General features: G+C 74.0%; 15 protein-coding genes. 5 read left to right on the top strand and 10 right to left on the bottom strand.

Going from position 1 to position 18210, the window contains the following annotated elements; all coding sequences use genetic code 11:
* Positions 1-152: 152 nt before the first annotated feature.
* Genes opcA through tkt form a run of 4 tightly spaced genes read right to left on the bottom strand, consistent with a single transcriptional unit; the run spans position 153 to position 5897 of the window.
* Positions 153-1094, bottom strand: a complete 942-nt coding sequence (gene opcA, locus IE330_RS33020) for a glucose-6-phosphate dehydrogenase assembly protein OpcA (RefSeq protein ID WP_190139861.1) — start codon at positions 1092-1094, stop codon at positions 153-155.
* Positions 1091-2623 carry a glucose-6-phosphate dehydrogenase gene (gene zwf, locus IE330_RS33025; RefSeq protein WP_190139862.1) on the bottom strand — a complete coding sequence of 511 codons (1533 nt, stop codon included), beginning with the start codon at positions 2621-2623 and terminating at the stop codon, positions 1091-1093. Before zwf ends, opcA begins: the two co-directional genes overlap by 4 nt.
* On the bottom strand, positions 2620-3762 hold the full coding sequence (gene tal, locus IE330_RS33030) for a transaldolase (RefSeq protein WP_229926102.1): 1143 nt from the start codon (positions 3760-3762) through the stop codon (positions 2620-2622). Before tal ends, zwf begins: the two co-directional genes overlap by 4 nt.
* Positions 3763-3800: 38 nt before the next feature.
* Positions 3801-5897: a transketolase gene (gene tkt, locus IE330_RS33035; RefSeq protein WP_190139864.1), complete on the bottom strand. Its 2097-nt coding sequence runs from the start codon at positions 5895-5897 to the stop codon at positions 3801-3803.
* A gap of 225 nt (positions 5898-6122) precedes the next feature.
* Here tkt and IE330_RS33040 point away from each other — a divergent pair, with 225 nt between their 5' ends.
* Complete coding sequence (locus tag IE330_RS33040; protein ID WP_190139865.1) at positions 6123-7037, top strand: helix-turn-helix domain-containing protein; 915 nt, start codon at positions 6123-6125, stop codon at positions 7035-7037.
* Positions 7038-7065: 28 nt separating this feature from the next.
* Here IE330_RS33040 and IE330_RS33045 read toward each other — a convergent pair whose 3' ends face one another.
* Complete coding sequence (locus tag IE330_RS33045) at positions 7066-8244, bottom strand: acyl-CoA dehydrogenase family protein (RefSeq protein ID WP_190139866.1); 1179 nt, start codon at positions 8242-8244, stop codon at positions 7066-7068.
* A 286-nt stretch (positions 8245-8530) separates the two neighbouring features.
* On the opposite strand from IE330_RS33045, the gene IE330_RS33050 reads away from it, so the two are divergent.
* Together IE330_RS33050 and IE330_RS33055 are read left to right on the top strand one after the other, a co-directional pair.
* Complete coding sequence (locus tag IE330_RS33050; protein ID WP_190139867.1) at positions 8531-9328, top strand: thymidylate synthase; 798 nt, start codon at positions 8531-8533, stop codon at positions 9326-9328.
* On the top strand, positions 9325-9828 hold the full coding sequence (locus IE330_RS33055) for a dihydrofolate reductase (RefSeq protein WP_190139868.1): 504 nt from the start codon (positions 9325-9327) through the stop codon (positions 9826-9828). The genes IE330_RS33050 and IE330_RS33055 overlap by 4 nt, the downstream gene beginning before the upstream one ends.
* 27 nt (positions 9829-9855) lie before the next feature.
* Here IE330_RS33055 and IE330_RS33060 read toward each other — a convergent pair whose 3' ends face one another.
* Positions 9856-11313: an FAD-dependent monooxygenase gene (locus IE330_RS33060; protein ID WP_229926103.1), complete on the bottom strand. Its 1458-nt coding sequence runs from the start codon at positions 11311-11313 to the stop codon at positions 9856-9858.
* 126 nt (positions 11314-11439) lie between these two features.
* Here IE330_RS33060 and IE330_RS33065 point away from each other — a divergent pair, with 126 nt between their 5' ends.
* Complete coding sequence (locus tag IE330_RS33065; protein WP_190139870.1) at positions 11440-12081, top strand: TetR/AcrR family transcriptional regulator C-terminal domain-containing protein; 642 nt, start codon at positions 11440-11442, stop codon at positions 12079-12081.
* A 109-nt stretch (positions 12082-12190) separates the two neighbouring features.
* Here IE330_RS33065 and IE330_RS33070 read toward each other — a convergent pair whose 3' ends face one another.
* The 4 genes from IE330_RS33070 to IE330_RS33085 all read right to left on the bottom strand — a co-directional run bounded on the left by IE330_RS33070 (position 12191) and on the right by IE330_RS33085 (position 17384).
* On the bottom strand, positions 12191-12667 hold the full coding sequence (locus tag IE330_RS33070; protein WP_190139871.1) for a VOC family protein: 477 nt from the start codon (positions 12665-12667) through the stop codon (positions 12191-12193).
* Positions 12668-12787: 120 nt separating this feature from the next.
* Complete coding sequence (locus tag IE330_RS33075; RefSeq protein WP_190139872.1) at positions 12788-13750, bottom strand: universal stress protein; 963 nt, start codon at positions 13748-13750, stop codon at positions 12788-12790.
* Positions 13751-13834: 84 nt separating this feature from the next.
* Complete coding sequence (locus tag IE330_RS33080; protein ID WP_190139873.1) at positions 13835-16189, bottom strand: phosphoketolase family protein; 2355 nt, start codon at positions 16187-16189, stop codon at positions 13835-13837.
* Positions 16190-16514: 325 nt separating this feature from the next.
* Positions 16515-17384 carry a universal stress protein gene (locus tag IE330_RS33085; protein ID WP_190139874.1) on the bottom strand — a complete coding sequence of 290 codons (870 nt, stop codon included), beginning with the start codon at positions 17382-17384 and terminating at the stop codon, positions 16515-16517.
* 503 nt (positions 17385-17887) lie between these two features.
* Here IE330_RS33085 and IE330_RS33090 point away from each other — a divergent pair.
* Positions 17888-18210 (top strand): Rv1733c family protein (locus tag IE330_RS33090; RefSeq protein ID WP_444546239.1); only part of this gene is annotated, 323 nt, incomplete at its 3' end.

Consider the following 18210-nt stretch of genomic DNA (forward strand, 5'->3'; position numbering starts at 1 on the left):
AATCCAGATACAGATCCCCCACCTGAAGCGAGTACCGCCCGGCACGCCCCGGATCGGCGTCGAACAGCTCCCGCAGATGGGTGCCGGCCAGCTTGGCGCGGTGGTCCTCCAGGGCCGCCCACTGCGGGCGGTCCGTCAGCGTGGTGGTGGGCTCAGGCATGGTGAACGGACTCCTTCGGGGTGGCGGCCTCGCCGTGCAGCGCGACGGCGTACATCTCGTCGGCGTCGAGGCGGCGGAGCTCTTCGGCGATCAGCTCGGCGGTCGGGCGGACCTTCAGGGCGAGGGTCCGCTCGGGCTGGCCGGGCAGGGACAGGGTGGCGACGGGGCCCTCGGGGCGGTCGATGCGGATCTCTCCGTTCGCCGTGCCGAGGCGGACCGCGGTGACGACGGGCCCCGCCGTGGTGACGCGCTCGACCGGGACGCCGAGCCGGACGCCGAGCCAGCGCGCGAGCAGTTCGGCGCTGGGGTTCTCGGCCTCGGACTCCACGGCCGCCGAGACGATCTCCGCGCGGGCCTGGTCGAGGGCGGCGGCCAGCATGGAGCGCCACGGCGTGAGCCGGGTCCAGGCCAGGTCGGTGTCGCCGGGGGCGTAGGACGCGGCACGGGCGGCGAGCGCCGCGAGCGGCTCCTCGACGGCGTACGCGTCGGTGATGCGGCGGGCCGCGAGCGCGCCGAGCGGGTCCTTGACGGGCACCTCCGGGGCGTCGACGGGCCACCACACGACGACCGGAGCGTCGGGCAGCAGCAGCGGGAGCACGACGGAGTCGGCGTGCTGGCCCACCTCGCCGTACAGGCGCAGGATCACGGTCTCGCCGGTGCCCGCGTCGGCGCCGACGCGGGCCTCCGCGTCGAGGCGGGTGCCCTGCCGGTCCCGCGGGGTGCGGGCGGTGCGCTTGATGACGACGAGGGTGCGCGAGGGGTGCTCGCGGGCCGCGTCCTGGGCGGCCTTGGTGGCGTCGTAGGCGTTCTCCTCGTCGGTGACGATGACCATCGTGAGGACCATGCCCACGGCTGGGATCCCGATGGCACGGCGTGTTTCGACGAGCGCTTTGTTGATCTTGCTTGCCGTGGTGTCGGTCAGATCGATCTTCATGGCCTGCGCCAGCTCCGTCCGTCTCGTGCGAGCATCTCGTCCGCTTCCTCCGGGCCCCAGCTCCCCGAGGCGTACTGGGCGGGCCTGCCGAGGGTGTCCCAGTGCTCCTCGACCGGATCGAGGATGCGCCAGGACTCCTCGACCTCCTCCGTGCGCGGGAAGAGGTTGGCGTCGCCCAGGAGTACGTCCAGGATCAGCCGTTCGTACGCCTCCGGGCTGGACTCCGTGAACGACTCGCCGTACGCGAAGTCCATCGACACGTCCCGGATCTCCATCGACGTACCCGGGACCTTGGATCCGAAGCGCACCGTCATGCCCTCGTCCGGCTGGACGCGGATGACGATGGCGTTCTGGCCGAGTTCCTCCGTGGCCGTGGAGTCGAACGGGGAGTGCGGGGCGCGCTGGAAGACGACGGCGATCTCGGTGACGCGGCGGCCCAGGCGCTTGCCGGTGCGCAGGTAGAACGGGACGCCCGCCCAGCGGCGGTTGTCCACCTCCAGCTTGACGGCGGCGTAGGTGTCGGTCGTCGAGCGCGGGTCGATGCCGTCCTCCTGGAGGTAGCCCCTGACCCGCTCGCCGCCCTGCCAGCCCGCGGCGTACTGGGCGCGGACCGTGGAGCGTTCCAGGTCGGCGGGGAGCCGTACGGACTTGAGGACCTTGAGCTTCTCGGTGACGAGGGACGCGGCGTCGAAGGAGGCGGGCTCCTCCATCGCGGTGAGGGCCATGAGCTGGAGCAGGTGGTTCTGGATGACGTCGCGGGCGGCGCCGATGCCGTCGTAGTAGCCCGCGCGGCCGCCGATGCCGATGTCCTCGGCCATGGTGATCTGCACGTGGTCGACGTACGACCGGTTCCAGACGGGTTCGTACATCTGGTTGGCGAAGCGGAGCGCCAGGATGTTCTGGACGGTCTCCTTGCCCAGGTAGTGGTCGATCCGGAACACCTGGTCCGGGGCGAACACCTCGTGGACGATCCGGTTCAGCTCCTGCGCCGACTTCAGGTCGTGGCCGAAGGGCTTCTCGATGACGGCGCGCCGCCAGGAGCCCTCGGGGGCGTCCGCGAGGCCGTGCTTCTTGAGCTGCTCGACGACCTTCGGGAAGAACTTCGGCGGTACGGAGAGGTAGAAGGCGTAGTTGCCGCTGGTGCCGCGCTTGTCGTCCAGCTCGTCGACGGCGTCGCGGAGCTGCTCGAAGGCGGTGTCGTCGTCGAAGTCGCCCGGGATGAAGCGCATGCCGTCGGCGAGCTGCTGCCAGACCTCCTCGCGGAAGGGCGTACGGGCGTGCTCGCGCACCGCGTCGTGGACGACCTCGGCGAAGTCCTGGTCCTCCCACTCGCGGCGGGCGAACCCGAGGAGCGAGAAGCCGGGCGGCAGCAGGCCCCGGTTGGCGAGGTCGTAGACGGCCGGCATCAGCTTCTTGCGGGACAGGTCGCCGGTGACGCCGAAGATGACCAGGCCGGAGGGGCCCGCGATGCGCGGCAGGCGGCGGTCGCGGGGGTCCCTCAGCGGGTTGTGCCAGGCGGTGGCGGTCACTTGGCCTCAGCTCCCCGCAGCCGCGTCGCGACGGTGGCGAGCAGGTCGTTCCACGCGGCCTCGAACTTGGCGACGCCCTCGTCCTCGAGCTGCTGGACGACCCCGTCGTAGGAGATGCCGAGCGCGTCGACGGCCTTCAGGTCGGCGCGGGCCTGCTCGTAGCCGCCGGTCACCGTGTCACCGGTGATCACGCCGTGGTCGGCGGTGGCGCTCAGCGTCGCCTCCGGCATGGTGTTGACCGTGCCCGGGGCGACCAGCTCGTCGACGTACAGGGTGTCCTTGTACGCCGGGTCCTTGACGCCGGTGGAGGCCCACAGGGGACGCTGCTTCTGGGCACCCGCGGCTGCCAGGCGGGCGGCGCGGGCGGCGGGCGGCGTCGCTCCGTCGGCCGAGCCGAACACCTCTTCGTACGCCTCGTAGGCGAGGCGGGCATTGGCGAGCGCGGCCCTGCCCTTGAGGGCCTTGGCCTCGTCCGTGCCGAGCGCGTCGAGGCGCTTGTCGATCTCGGCGTCGACGCGGGAGACGAAGAACGAGGCGACGGAGTGGACGGTGGAGAGGTCGATGCCGCGCTCGTGGGCGAGTTCGAGGCCCTTGAGGTACGCGTCCATGACGGCGCGGTAGCGCTCCAGGGAGAAGATCAGCGTGACGTTGACGGAGATGCCGAGGCCGATGACCTCGGTGATCGCCGGGAGGCCCGCCTCGGTGGCCGGAATCTTGATCATCACGTTCGGGCGGTCGACGAGCCAGGCGAGCTGCTTGGCCTCGGCGACGGTGGCCGCGGTGCGGTGGGCCAGGCGCGGGTCGACCTCGATGGACACGCGGCCGTCGCGGCCGCGCGTCGCGTCGTACACCGGGCGCAGGACGTCGGCGGCGGCGCGGACGTCGGCCGTGGTCATCATGCGGACGGCCTCGTCGACGGTGACGCCGCGCAGGGCGAGGTCGGCGAGCTGGTCCTCGTAGCCCTCGCCGGAGCCGATGGCGGCCTGGAAGATCGAGGGGTTCGTGGTGACGCCCACGACGTGGCTGCGCTCGATCAGCTCGGCGAGGTTGCCGGACTCGACGCGCGTGCGGGACAGGTCGTCCAGCCAGACGGAGACGCCTGCGGCGCCGAGGGACGTGAGGGGTGCGGTGGTGCTCATGTGCTTCATCTTCTTTCGGATGCTCAGGTGCGTCATGATCAAGCGCGGGAGGCCGCGAGGGATTCCCGGGCCCGGGCGGCGACGTTCTCGGCGGTGAAGCCGTACGCGGCGAAGAGCGTGGCGGCGTCCGCGGAGGCGCCGAAGTGCTCCAGCGAGACGATCCGCCCGGCGTCCCCGACATAGCGGTACCAGGTCAGGGCGATGCCGGCCTCGACGGCCACGCGGGCCTTGACGGCGGGCGGCAGGACGCTGTCGCGGTAGGCCCGGTCCTGCTCCTCGAACCACTCCACCGACGGCATCGACACGACGCGGGTCGCGATGCCCTCGGCCTCCAGCCGCTCCCGGGCCTCGACGGCGAGCCGCACTTCGGAGCCGGTGGCGATCAGGATGACGTCCGGGGTCTCCTGCGACGCCTCGGCGAGGACGTAGCCGCCCTTCGCGGCCAGCTCGTTGGGCGCGTACGTCGGCAGGGCCTGCCGGGACAGCGCCAGGCCGTGCGGGGCCGGCGCGGCCGAGCCGCGGCGCAGGATCTCCCGCCAGGCGACGGCGGTCTCGTTGGCGTCGGCCGGGCGTACGACGTTCAGGCCCGGGATGGCGCGCAGGGACGCGAGGTGTTCGACCGGCTGGTGCGTGGGGCCGTCCTCGCCGAGGCCGATGGAGTCGTGCGTCCACACGTACGTCACGGGGAGCTGCATCAGGGCGGACATGCGGACGGCGTTGCGCATGTAGTCGGAGAAGACGAGGAACGTGCCGCCGTAGACGCGGGTGTTGCCGTGCAGGGCGATGCCGTTCATCTCGGCGGCCATCGAGAACTCGCGGATGCCGAAGTGGACGGTGCGGCCGTACGGGTCGGCCTCCGGCAGCGGGTTGCCCCGCGGCAGGAAGGACGACGCCTTGTCGATGGTGGTGTTGTTCGAGCCCGCCAGGTCGGCGGAGCCGCCCCACAGCTCGGGGATCACCGGGCCGAGGGCCTGGAGGACCGTGCCGGACGCGGCGCGCGTGGCGACCTTCGTCCCGGCGTCGAAGACGGGCAGCGCCCGCTCCCAGCCCTCGGGGAGGCGCCCGGCGACGATCCGGTCGAGGAGCGTGGAGCGCTCGGGGTTCGCGGCGCGCCATGCGGCGATCCGCTGGTCCCAGGCGGCGTGGGCCTCGGCGCCGCGGTCCAGGGCCCGGCGGGTGTGGGCGAGGACCTCGTCGTCGACGGCGAACGTCCGTTCGGGGTCGAAGCCGAGGACGCGCTTGGTGGCGGCGACCTCCTCGGCGCCGAGCGCGGAGCCGTGCGCGGCCCCGGTGTTCCGCGCGTTCGGGGCGGGCCAGGCGATGACCGTGCGCAGCGCGACGAGGGAGGGGCGCTCCGTCTCGGCCCTGGCGGCGGCGAGCGCCTCGTTCAGGGCTTCGACGTCGATGTCGCCGTCGGCGCGCGGGGTGATCCGCTGCACGTGCCAGCCGTAGGCCTCGTAGCGCTTGAGGACGTCCTCGGAGAACGCGGTCTGCGTGTCGCCCTCGATGGAGATGTGGTTGTCGTCGTAGAGGAAGACGAGGTTGCCGAGCTTCTGGTGGCCGGCGAGGGAGGAGGCCTCGGCGGAGACGCCCTCCTGGAGGTCGCCGTCGGAGACGATCGCCCAGATGGTGTGGTCGAAGGGGCTCGTGCCCTCGGGGGCGTCGGGGTCGAACAGGCCGCGCTCGTAGCGGGCGGCCATGGCCATGCCGACGGCGTTGGCGACGCCCTGGCCGAGCGGCCCCGTCGTCGTCTCCACGCCCGCGGTGTGCCCGTACTCGGGGTGGCCGGGCGTCTTGGAGCCCTGGGTGCGGAACGCCTTCAAGTCGTCCAGGTCCAGCTCGTAGCCGGCGAGGAAGAGCTGGGTGTACAGCGTGAGGCTGGTGTGGCCGGGCGACAGGACGAACCGGTCGCGGCCGGTCCACTCCGGGTCGGCCGGGTCGTGCCGCATGGCCTTCTGGAAGAGGGTGTACGCGGCGGGGGCCAGGCTCATGGCGGTGCCGGGGTGGCCGTTGCCCACCTGCTGCACGGCGTCGGCCGCCAGGAGGCGGGCGGTGTCGACGGCACGCCGGTCGAGGTCGGTCCACGCGAAGGGCCGCTCGAAGGGGTCGAGACCGTCCGGTGTCTGCGTGCTCATCTGTCAGCGTTCCTTTGCATCCGTGGTACATCCGTGGTGCACCCGTTGTGCCTCCGTGGTGCCCTGAGGCACCGTCCGACCGGGACAAAGCCCCTGGTCGAACCAGTTCCGACCGTAAAGGTCATACTTTTGGTGAGGTAGGTGCCCCCGTGCCACCGTTCGGTGAAAATGGGACACGCACAGCAGCCGGGGTCCCGTCGGAACCCCGAGAGCCGAGGGATGTGGATGATCGAGCGGGGCGGCGCACGGACGAGCGCTCATCGGGCGGCCGCGGAGCACATCCGTACCTACCCCTTCGATCCGAGCGCCAGCGTCTCCGGGGTCGGGATGCAGGTCGGCCCGATGGGCACGGACCGCCCCTGGGCGGGCGGCGCCGGGCTCTCGCGCCGCGTGCACCGCATCGACTTCCACGTCCTGCTCTTCTTCCGGCGGGGCCCGGTCCGCCACACCGTCGACTTCGCGGAGTACGAGGCCGGGGCGGGCGACATCCTGTGGATCCGGCCCGGGCAGGTGCACAGCTTCTCGGCCACCGACCCGTACACGGGTACGGCCCTCACGATGCAGCCCGGCTTCCTGCCGCGCGCCATCGTGGAGGCGACGGGCCTGTACCGCTACGACCGGCCGCCGCTGCTGCACCCCGGCGAGGAGCAACGCGCGGCGCTTGCCGCCTCGTTGGAGCAGGTGGAGCGCGAGTACCTGGACACGTCGACGCTGCCGCCGAGCCTGCACACCTCGGTCCTGCGGCACGCGCTGACGGCGCTCATGCTGCGGGTGGCGCACGTCTCGGCGCAGGCCGCGGCGGACGAGTGCAGGCCGCAGCCGGACACGACGTTCACGCGGTTCCGCGCGGCGGTCGAGCAGGGCTTCACCACCAACCACAGCGTCAGCGCGTACGCCGACGAGCTGGGCTACTCGCGCCGCACGCTGGTCCGCGCCGTGCGCGCCGCCACCGGGCAGACCCCGAAGGGCTTCATCGACCGGCGCGTGGTCCTGGAGGCCAAGCGGCTGCTGGCCCACACCGACCTGCCGGTCGGGCGTATCGGGGCGGCCGTCGGCTTCGCGGACGCGGCGAACTTCTCGAAGTTCTTCCAGCAGCACACCGGGGTGACGCCGGCGGGATTCCGGGCGGAGCAGGTGTGAGGCGCTCCGGCAGGCGGCGCGGCTCCGGTCAGCGGCGGACGCGGGGCATGCCCAGGCCGATCCAGGAGATGATCTCGCGCTGGATCTCGTTGTTGCCGCCGCCGAAGGTGAAGATGACCGCCGAGCGGTAGCCGCGCTCCAGCTCGCCGTGGAGCACCGCGCCCGCGGAGCCCTCCTTCAGCGCGCCCGCGGCGCCCACCACCTCCATCAGCCAGGCGTAGGCGTCCCGGCGGGCCTCCGACCCGTAGACCTTGACGGCGGAGGCGTCCTGCGGGGTGAGCGTGCCGTCCTGGACGGCGTGCACCATCTGCCAGTTCAGGAGCTTCATCGCGTCCAGCTTGACGTGGGTCTGCGCGAGGCGGCGGCGCACCCAGGGCAGGTCGATGACGCGGCGGCCGTCGGCGAGCTTGGTCGCGGCGGCCCAGCGGCGCACGTCGTGCAGGGCGCGGACGGCCATGGTGCCGTGCGCGGCGAGGGTGACGCGCTCGTGGTTGAGCTGGTTGGTGATCAGCCGCCAGCCCTGGTTCTCCGCGCCGACGCGGTGGCCGACGGGCACGCGGACGTCCTCGTAGTAGCCCGCCGTGGTGTCGTGCCCGGCGAGGGTGTGGATGAGGGTGCAGGAGTAGCCGGGGGCGGACGTCGGTACGAGCAGCAGCGAGATGCCCTGGTGCGGCGGCGCGGCCGGGTCGGTGCGGGCGGCGAGCCACACCCAGTCGGCGGTGTCGCCGTTGGTCGTCCAGATCTTCTGCCCGTTGACGACGTACGTGTCCCCGTCCCGCTCGGCCCGGGTCTTCAGGGAGGCGAGGTCGGTGCCCGCGTCGGGCTCGCTGTAGCCGATCGCGACGTCGATCTCGCCGGAGAGGATGCGCGGCAGGAAGTACGCCTTCTGCTCGTCGGTGCCGAACCGCATGAGGGTCGGGCCCACGGTGTTGAGCGCCATGAGCGGCAGCGGGACGCCCGCCTGGGCGGCCTCGTCGAAGAAGATGAACTGCTCCATGGGCGTGAGCCCGCGCCCGCCGTACTCCTCGGGCCAGCCCACACCGAGCCAGCGGTCGGCGCCGAGGCGGCGGATCGTCTCGCGGTAGAACCGCTTCTGGGCGGCGCGGTCGCCCTGCCGGACGCGCGCGTGGTCGGGCACCAGCGAGGTGAAGTACGCGCGCAGTTCGGCACGCAGCCGCTGCTGTTCGGGCGTGTATGCGAGGTGCACGGCGCCTCCTGGCTGTCCGTTGCTGCGTCGGCCCTGACACCGTCCCCGGCCGGCGCCGCCCCGCGACGGCCCGCCGTGACGGCGGCCAGAGTAGAACCTGTTCCAGTAAGGGGGAAGGGCGACGGTGCGACGAGCCGCGGGGCGTCCGACGACCTGTTCGCCGTCTGGAGCGAACGTTCTACCCAGTGCGCGAACAGGTCCCGCGGCGGCGCCCCGGCCCGGTGCCCGGCGGGTGGCGGAGGCGGCCGTTCGAGTGCGGTCCCGCAGGCCAGTACACTCGTCGCCCGTGGCGGACACCCAGTACGAAGACCTGTTGAAGCTGGTGCTCACCTCCGGAACGGCCAAGGCCGACCGGACGGGCACCGGCACCCGAAGTGTCTTCGGGCACCAACTGCGCTACGACCTCTCCCAGGGGTTCCCGCTGGTCACCACCAAGAAGGTGCACCTGAAGTCCATCGTGTACGAGCTGCTGTGGTTCCTGCGCGGCGACTCGAACGTCGGCTGGCTGCGGGAGCACGGCGTGACCATCTGGGACGAGTGGGCCGACGAGAACGGCGACCTCGGTCCGGTATACGGCGCGCAGTGGCGGTCCTGGCCCGCCCCGGACGGCAGGCACATCGACCAGATCAGCGAGGTCCTCGACACGCTGCGCCGGGACCCGGACTCCCGCCGGATGATCGTGTCCGCCTGGAACGTCGCCGAGCTCGACAAGATGGCGCTCGCCCCGTGCCACGCCTTCTTCCAGTTCCACGTCGCCGACGGCAGGCTCTCCTGCCAGCTCTACCAGCGCAGCGCGGACCTGTTCCTCGGGGTCCCCTTCAACATCGCCAGCTACGCCCTGCTCACGCACATGGTGGCGCAGCAGGCAGACCTGGAGCCGGGCGACTTCATCTGGACCGGCGGCGACTGCCACATCTACGACAACCACGTCGAGCAGGTGACCGAACAGCTCACGCGGACCCCGTACGCCTTCCCCGAGCTGCGGCTGCGGCAGGCGGAGTCGCTCTTCGACTACGCCTACTCCGACGTGGAGGTGGCCGGCTACCGCCACCACCCGGCCATCAAGGCCCCGGTCGCCGTATGAACGTCGGGCTGATCTGGGCGCAGACCCCCGACGGCGTGATCGGCGCGGGCAACGCCATCCCCTGGCACCTGCCCGAGGACATGGCGCACTTCAAGGCCACGACCCACGGCCATCCCGTGGTGATGGGGCGCAGGACGTGGGACTCGCTGCCCGCGCGCTTCCGCCCGCTGCCCGGCAGGCGCAACATCGTGGTCACGCGCGATCCGCGGTGGGCGGCCGACGGCGCCGAGCGCGCCGGGTCGGTGCCCGAGGCGCTGGAGCGCGCGGCCGCCGCGTCGGACCCGGCCGCTCCCGCCACGACCTGGGTGATCGGCGGCGGAGAGATCTACCGGGCCGCCCTGGAGCACGCCACGACGCTGTCGGTGACGGAGGTCGAGACGGCGGTGGACGGCGACACCTACGCCCCGGTGCCGGACCCGGCGTGGACCGTCACCGAGGACGCGGGCTGGCGGACCTCCACGTCCGGGCTGCGCTACCGCATCCGCCGCTACCACCGCTGAGGCGCGCCGCGCCGCCTGGCCGGGCGGTCAGGAGGCGTCCCTGGCCGAGCCCACGTGGCCGTCGGGGCGGATGAGCGCGGAGCCCACCCCCGCCCAGTCCGGGCGGGCCGTGACCGGCGGCCCCTGGTGGACGACGACGTCCGGCCAGGTGGTGCCGTCGTGTCCGCCGAAGTCGAGCAGGACGGGGCGGCCCGCGCGCAGCAGGTCGTACAGCCGCAGGTTCGCGGTGAGCGGGAGGTCGGGGGCGCGGCGGCCGGTGAGCGGGTGGCGGTCCGCGCCGTCGCCGTCGGCGGGCGTGTAGGGGGCGCGGTACGCGGTGTCGTACGCGACGTCCAGGGCCGTGAGCCCTTCGGCGAGCTTCCGGGAGAGGGCGGGGACGGTGGCGACGGCCTCGCTGAGCAGGGCGCGCAGGGCGAGTCCGTCGCTGGAGTAGGCGGTCATCAGCGCGGTCTGGGCGCGCGTGGTGGCGAGCAGCGCGGCGCCGACCGGATGGCGTTCGCGGTGGTAGGTGTCGAGCAGGCGCCCGTCGGCGGCGCCGCGCACGACGGCGGCGAGCTTCCAGCCGAGGTTGGCGGCGTCCTGCACCCCGACGTTGAGGCCGACGCCGCCGGCCGGGAAGTGCATGTGCGCGGCGTCGCCCGCGAGCAGGACCCGGCCCGCGCGGTAGGCGGCGGCCTGGCGGGCAGCGTTGCCGAAGCGGGAGAGCCAGCGCGGGTCGCGCATGCCGAAGTCGCGGCCGGTGATGCGCAGGACGTTGGCGCGCAGTTCCTCGAAGGTGAACTCGCCCGGCCAGTCGGGCCTTTGGTCGTCGGGGGTGTGCCCGACGAAGCGGTGTGCTCCCCCGGGCAGCGGGACGCACATGAGGCCGCCTTGTGACGTGCCCACGCTGAAGGCGGACCCGGCCGGGGGCTCGTCGAGGACGACGTCCCCGAGCCAGCCCCAGACGGTGGTGCCGGTGCCGGGGAAGTCGATGCCCGCCGCGGCCCGGACGGTGCTGCGGGCGCCGTCGCACCCCACGACGTATGCGGCGTCCAGGGCGTACGCGCCGTCGGGGCCGGCGACGCCGATCCGTACGCCGGACGCGTGTTCGGCCAGGTCCGTCAGGCGGTGGCCGCGGCGGACGTCGGCGCCCGCGGCGCGCGCGTGCCGTTCGAGGAGGGCTTCGGTGCGGGCCTGCGGGAGCAGGAGCGTGAACGGGTAGCGCGTGTCGAGGCCGCTGAAGTCGAGGCGGTCGTCGAGCGAGCCGAAGTGGCCGGTGGGGTTGCGCAGGCCCTCGGCGAGGAACGGCTCCACGGCGCCGCGGGCGGCGAGGACCTCCAGCGTGCGCGGGTGCACGGTGAGCGCCTTGGAGTGCGGCGACGGCTCGGGGCGCTGTTCCAGGACGGTCACCTCGGCGCCGCCGAGGCGCAGCTCCGCGGCGAGCCAGAGCCCGACGGGCCCGGCTCCGGCGACGACGACGTGACGGCTTGTGTGTGCGGTGCGCACGGGCACTCCTCTCCGGGCGTACGGCCGGCTCCGGGGCACGGGAGAGCGCTCGGGGGCGTACGCCATGACGTTTCCCACCCACCTTGGTCACTGACCAAGGCGGCCGGACGCCAGTAGACTAGGTCAGTGACCAAAAGGCAAGCGCCGCCGGGGCGGCAGGAGAGCAGTTACCGCGCCGGGCTCACCCCGGGGGCCGTGGCCCGCGCCGCCCTCGGCGTCCTCGCCGACAAGGGCGCCGACGGCGTGTCCGTGCGCGGCACGGCGGAGCGGTTGGGGGTGCGGATGAACACCGTGCTCTGGCACGCCAAGACCAAGACGCGCCTGCTGGAGCTGATGGCCGACGCGATCGTCGCCGAGGTGGCGCTGGAGGGGCTGCCCGCCGCCTGGCGGGAGCGCGTGCGCGAGCTGCTGCGCCGCTACCGGCGCGCCCTGCTCGCCCACCGGGACGGCGCCCGCATCGTGGCGGGCACGTACGCGGCCGAGACGGCCACGCTGCGGTTCGCCGAGGCGCTCACCGCGGCGCTGCTCGACGGCGGCCTGTCCGAGCGGGACGCGGCGTGGACGGCGTGGGACCTGCAGTACTTCGTGCTCGGCCTGACGCAGGAGGAGCAGTCCGTGCCGGCGGCGGGCGACCGGCGCCTGGCCGAGGCGGTCAGGGCGGGCGACTACCCGTCACTGGCGCGGCTGGTTGAGCACTTCGGTGACACGTCGTTCGACGGCCGGTTCGAGCACGGCCTCGACCGGCTGCTCGGGCCGGAACGCGCGTGACCGCCGGCGGGCCGGGCGTCCCCCGGCCCGCGCCGCGCCGGGACCGGACGGCCTCGGCTCCGACGTCGCCCGGACGGCGCGCCGCCCGGACCACGCGCCGCCCCGGGGCTCAGGCGCCGTCCGCCGCGGCCCGCAGCGCCGCCACGTCGAGCTTGCGCATCGTCAGCATCGCCGCCATCGCGCGCTGGGCGCGGCCCTGGTCGGGGTCGCTGATCAGCTCGCCGAGCGCGGCGGGGACGACCTGCCAGGACAGGCCGTACTTGTCCTTCAGCCAGCCGCAGTGGCTCTCCGTGCCGCCGTCCGCGGTGAGCGCGGACCAGTAGTGGTCCACCTCCTCCTGGTCGGCGCAGTCGATCAGGAAGGACACGGCCTCGTCGAAGGTGAACTCCGGGCCGCCGTTGATGGCCGTGAAGCGCCGGCCGTCCAGCTCGAAGTCGACGGTCAGCACGGTGCCGGCCGGGCGCGGCCCCGCTTCGCCGTAGTACGACACGTTGGTGACCTTGGAGTCGGGGAACACCGAGACGTAGAACTCGGCGGCCTCCAGGGCCTGGTTGTCGAACCAGAGGCTGGGCGTGATCGTGGGCATGGCGGTCTCCTGTCGTCCGTGACGGCGGCGCGCGGTGCGTCGCCCCGCTGTCAGTAGGACCGTCGCCCGTCCCGGAACTCATCGTGGCCCGGGCGGCGCGCGCCACGGCTGACGCCGGGGTCACGCGTACGGGACCACCGCCACGGGGCGGACCACGTGGTGGATCGCGGCGTGCGCCGTGCGGCCCAGGCGCGGTCCGGCCGTGGTGCGGCGCCCGACGACCAGGAGCGAGGCGTCGGCGGCCGCCTTCGGCAGGTGCGGCCCCGGGCGCCCGAAGACCGTCCGGGCCACCACCTCGGTGCGGGGGAAGGCGCGCCGCCACGGTTCGAGTACGCCGAGGAGCTCGGCCCGGGCGGCCCGCTCGCGGGCGAGGTGGTCGGCCAGGTCGGTGGCGGCCGGGGAGCGGGCGGAGCGCGGCGTCGACCAGGCGTACAGCACGCGCAGGGGCGCGCCGCGGGCGGTGGCGGCCGTGAAGGCGTACTCGACCAGCCGCTCGCCCGGGTCGCGGACGTCGAGGCAGAGGACGACCGGCCGGTGCGGCGTGGTCCGCGAGGGTGCCCCGGTGGCGTCGGGGACGTGTGCGTCCTCGGGCCGCTCCCCCGCCCGTACGAGCACCACCGGCCGCTCGGCGCGGGCGGCGACGGACGTGGCGACGGAGCCGGCCAGGAAACCGGTGAATCCGGCGGTGACCACGGGCCCCGACGAGCCGAGCACCAGGGCCTCGGCCTCCGCGCTCGCGGCGAGGAGCGCGGGGACCACGGGCCCGCGCGGCTGCTGGGCGTGGATCTCCAGGGCGGGATGGACGTACGCCAGGGCGATCGCGGCGCGGTCCAGGACGCCGCGGGCCCGGTCGGCGTCCGGTCCGGGCAGGCGGTGCCCGCGCGCGGGGGACGCGGGCGGTGGCGCCCCGGCGTTCACCAGGCGCAGCGGGACGTCGTGGCGCAGGGCCTCGCGGGCCGCCCAGTCCGCGGCGTCCATGCTGGCGCGGGAGCCGTCGACGCCCACGGTGACCACGCGCGGGACGGCCGACGGGACGGCGCGCAGGCGGATTCCTGACGGGGAGAGGGTGTGGTTGCGTTTCATGACGTGCCCCAGCGGGTGGGTTGTCGGTTCGGGTGGGGTCGGCACCGGCCCCGGGCGGCGGCCGTCGTCCCGGGAACCGGTCGGTCAGGAGGGCCATGACCAGTCCGCGACCTCCGGCAGGTCGGTGCCGTGCTCGCGGATCCAGGCGTGGTGGCGGGTGCGGGCGTCGGCCATGAGCTGGCGCAGGCCCGTGGCGCGCACGGCCAGGCCGGGGACGCGGTCGACGACGTCCATGACGAGCCGGTAGCGGTCCAGGTCGTTGCGGACGACCATGTCGAAGGGCGTGGTGGTGGTACCGGCCTCCTTGTAGCCGCGGACGTGCAGGTGGGCGTGGCCCGCGCGGCGGTAGGCGAGCCGGTGGATGAGCCACGGGTAGCCGTGGTAGGCGAAGACGACCGGCTTGTCGCGGGTGAAGAGCGCGTCGTACTCGAAGTCGGCCATGCCGTGCGGGTGTTCCTCGCGCGGCATGAGGCGGGCGATGTCGACGACGTTCACGACGCGGACGGCCAGCTCCGGCAGGTGTTCGCGCAGCAGGGCCGCGGCGGCGAGGACCTCCTGCGTGGGCACGTCGCCCGCGCAGGCGAGGACCACGTCCGGGTCGCGCAGGCCGTCGTCGGTGCCCGCCCACTCCCACACCCCGGCGCCGCGCGCGCAGTGGGCGCGGGCCGCGTCCAGGGTCAGCCAGTCGAAGCAGGGCTGCTTGCCCGCGACGATCACGTTGACGTGGTCGCGGCTGAGGAGGGCGTGTTCGGCGACGGACAGGAGCGTGTTGGCGTCCGGGGGCAGATAGACGCGGACGACCTCGGGGCTCTTGTTGAGGACGTGGTCGACGAAGCCGGGGTCCTGGTGCGAGAAGCCGTTGTGGTCCTGGCGCCACACGTGCGAGGTCAGCAGGTAGGTGAGGGAGGGGATGGGGGCGCGCCAGGCCAGCTCCCGCGAGGCCTTGAGCCACTTGATGTGCTGGTTGACCATCGAGTCGACGATGTGGACGAACGCCTCGTAGCAGGAGAACAGGCCGTGCCGGCCGGTGAGGAGGTACCCCTCCAGCCAGCCCTGGCAGAGGTGCTCGGAGAGGACCTCCATGACCCGGCCGTCGGGGGCCAGGTGCTCGTCGGTGGGCAGGATCGCCTCCTGCCACGCCTTGCCGCTGGCGGTGAACAGCGCGCCGAGGCGGTTGGACTCGGTCTCGTCGGGCCCGACGACGCGGAAGTCGCGGCGGTCGGCGGTGTCGGCGAGGACCTTGGCCAGCATCCCGCCGAGCACCCGGGTGGGCTCGTGCAGGGCCGTACCGGGCTTGTCCACGGCGACGGCGAAGTCCTCCAGGGGCCGCAGCGGGAGGCCGCGGGTGAGCCGGCCGCCGTTGGTGTGCGGGCTCGCGCCGAGGCGCCGCTCGCCCTCGGGGACGCAGGCGAGGACCTCCGGGGTGGGGCGGCCGTCCGCGTCGAAGAGCTCCTCGGGCCGGTAGGAGCGCAGCCAGGCCTCCAACTGCCGCAGGTGGGCGGGGTTCTCGCGGACCTCGGGCAGCGGCACCTGGTGGGAGCGCCAGGTGCCCTCCACGGGCAGCCCGTCGACCTCGGCGGGCCCGGTCCAGCCCTTGGGCGTACGCAGCACGATCACCGGCCACGCCGGGCGGCGGCCGCGGCCGCCGGTGGTACGGGCCTCGCGCTGGACGCGGGTGATGCGGTCGACGGCCCGGTCGAGGGCCTTGGCCAGGTCGTGGTGGACGGCGCGCGGGTCGTCGCCGCTCACGTGCAGCGGGTCGTAGCCGTAGCCGCGCAGCAGCGAGTCGAGTTCCTCCTGGGGCAGCCGGGCCAGGACCGTCGGGTTGGCGATCTTGTAGCCGTTGAGGTGCAGGATCGGCAGGACCGCGCCGTCGTGCACCGGGTCGAGGAACTTCCCCGAGTGCCAGGACGTGGCGAGCGGTCCCGTCTCGGCCTCGCCGTCGCCGATGACGCAGGCCACGAGCAGGTCCGGGTTGTCGAAGGCGGCACCGTAGGCGTGTGCGAGGGAGTACCCGAGCTCGCCGCCCTCGTGGATGGAGCCGGGCGTCTCGGGCGCGACGTGGCTGGGCACCCCGCCGGGGAAGGAGAACTGCCGGAACAGCCGCGCCATGCCCGCGGCGTCCCGGGTGACGTCGGGGTACGTCTCCGTGTAGCTGCCCTCCAGCCAGGAGTTGGCGAGCACCGCGGGCCCGCCGTGACCCGGGCCCCACACGCACATGACGTCGCGGTCGTGTTCCCGCACGATCCGGTTGAGGTGGGTGTGGACGAGGTTCAGGCCGGGCGAGGTGCCCCAGTGGCCGAGGAGGCGGGGCTTGATGTGCTCGGGCCGGAGCGGCTCGGTGAGCAGCGGGTTGGCCAGGAGGTAGATCTGGCCCGCCGCCAGGTAGTTCGCGGCACGCCAGTGGGCGTCCAGGGCGGAGAGCTGGTCCTTGGCCATGGAAGGACTCCATTCTGTCGGCGCTGTGCACTCCGGGAAACCCGCGGGGTGGCCGGGTTCCACGGCACGCGCGGTTCCAACCGGGCGGGACACCCGCACGGGAGGACTTGCCCCGCGCGGGGGGTGTGCCCCACTTGGGGGTGGACCGGTTGGGGGTGGACCGGCTGGCGTGGACCGGTCGGGGGTGGACCGGTCGGGGGTGCACCGGCTGGCGTGGACCGGTTGCGGTGGACCGGTTGACGTGGACCGGTTGCGGTGGACCGGCTGGGGGTGCCCGAACGCCGCATGCCCTCCTACGGCGGCCCGCCTCGCGACGGCCCGCCCCTCAGCGGTGCGGCACCACCGCCACCGGGCACGCGGCGTGGTGCAGGACCGCGTGGTTCACCGGGCCGAGCTGCATGCCCACGTGGCTCGTGCGGCGCCGGGCGCCGACCACGAGGAGGTCCGCGGTGGCGGCGGCGTCCAGGAGCGCGGCGCGGGCGTCGCCCTCGACGACCCTGCGGCGCACGGCCACGGCCGCGCCGGGAGGTGGCACGGCGTCCAGGACGCCCCGCACCCGCGCTTCCGCCCGCTGCTGGTGGGGGTCCGCGGCGTCGGTGGCCCGCGGCCGGTCCGGCGCCTCGTGGGCGGGGCAGCGCCAGGCGTGCACCAGGTCGACGGCGGCACCGCGCCGCTGGGCGCCGCGCAGGGCGAAGTCCAGTACGGCGTCCGCGTCCGCGGCCCCGTCGATGCCGACGGCGACCCGGCGGTGGCGTCCGTCCAGATTCCGCTCCTCGCCGCGCACCACGATCACCGGGCACCGCGCGTGCGCGGCCACGGACAGGCTCACCGAGCCGAGGAGCAGCCCCGCGAGCCGGCCGCGGCCCCGGCTGCCGACGAGCACCGCGCCCGCCGTACGGCTCTCGCGGATCAGCGCGGCGGCCGGGTCCTCGTCGAGCACCTGGCTCGTGACCTCGACGGAGGAGCTGCGGCTGTGGGCGCGCTCGGCCGCGTCCGCGAGCACGCGGTCGGCCTCCGCCCGCACCAGGGCCCGGTTGATGCCGAAGGAGGGCTCGTGCCCCTCGTACCACTCCCAGCTCGACGCGTGCACGACGCGCAGCGGCAGCGCCCGGCGGTCGGCCTCGTCGACCGCCCAGTCCAGCGCCCGCAGGCTCGGCTCGGAGCCGTCGACACCCACGATCAACGCGTGCTCCACGGGCCATCGCCCCTCTCGTCCCGTCGCGAGCTCCCTCGCGAACTCCCGGCGAGGGCCCGGCACACCGCTCGGACGGTCGCACGCGGACGGTCGCGCTCCAGGTCCCGCTCCGAGGTCGCGCTCCGAAGGTCGTACTCCAACGGTCGTACGCGGAGTCGTACTCGGAGGTCGTGCTCGGAGGTCGTGCTCGGACGGTCGTGCTCGGAGCGTTCCCGGGGCCCCCGCACGACGCTGACAGCGCGGCGGCGTCCGCGCGAGTGCCGAACAGGCCTGTGCGCGGGGGCCGAGTGGCCCCTGTGTCCGGGACACGCCCTCCGCCGCACCCCCACTCCGGTCGTCCGCCTCCTTGGCCCCAAGGGCCCCGGGAACCCCGTTCACGCGGACACGGCCCTGCCCGCCCCGGTCGCCACCGTGCGCGGCCCCGGCGAGCGGGTGGTTCCCAAGCCGGTCGGTCCCGCTAGTCTCGAAGGCGTGACCCTCTGTGGGGTGCGGAGGTCGACGCGATGCGCTCTCGGGTTCTGTGCTGGCGCTGGCGGCGGGGACCGCTGCGCCGCCGCTCGGACGTGATCGAGGCGTGGACGGTGCTCGTGACGGGTGTCGTCCTGTTCGTGGGCGCCCCGGCGGCCGGAGTCACCGCCGGGGCGGCCGTGCACGAGCGGGCGGAGGAGGCGGCACGGGCCGCGCACGCCACCCGGCACCGGGTGACGGCGACGCTCACCGCGGACGCGCCCCCGGCGGTCCCCGCGGTCGGGGTCGTCCCGTTGTACGAGGTCCCGGCGCGCTGGACCGCGCCCGACGGCAGCCACCACAGCGGCAGCGCGCGGGC

The sequence above is a fragment of the Streptomyces longispororuber genome (assembly GCF_014656095.1).
Taxonomy (GTDB): domain Bacteria; phylum Actinomycetota; class Actinomycetes; order Streptomycetales; family Streptomycetaceae; genus Streptomyces; species Streptomyces longispororuber.

Coding starts and splice junctions, on each gene's coding strand:
- IE330_RS33080 (WP_190139873.1), bottom strand. CDS start 16,189: ATGGCCAAGGACCAGCTCTCCGCCCTGGACGCCCACTGGCGTGCCGCG.
- IE330_RS33070 (WP_190139871.1), bottom strand. CDS start 12,667: ATGCCCACGATCACGCCCAGCCTCTGGTTCGACAACCAGGCCCTGGAG.
- IE330_RS33055 (WP_190139868.1), top strand. CDS start 9,325: ATGAACGTCGGGCTGATCTGGGCGCAGACCCCCGACGGCGTGATCGGC.
- IE330_RS33040 (WP_190139865.1), top strand. CDS start 6,123: ATGATCGAGCGGGGCGGCGCACGGACGAGCGCTCATCGGGCGGCCGCG.
- tkt (WP_190139864.1), bottom strand. CDS start 5,897: ATGAGCACGCAGACACCGGACGGTCTCGACCCCTTCGAGCGGCCCTTC.
- tal (WP_229926102.1), bottom strand. CDS start 3,762: ATGAGCACCACCGCACCCCTCACGTCCCTCGGCGCCGCAGGCGTCTCC.
- IE330_RS33075 (WP_190139872.1), bottom strand. CDS start 13,750: ATGAAACGCAACCACACCCTCTCCCCGTCAGGAATCCGCCTGCGCGCC.
- opcA (WP_190139861.1), bottom strand. CDS start 1,094: ATGAAGATCGATCTGACCGACACCACGGCAAGCAAGATCAACAAAGCG.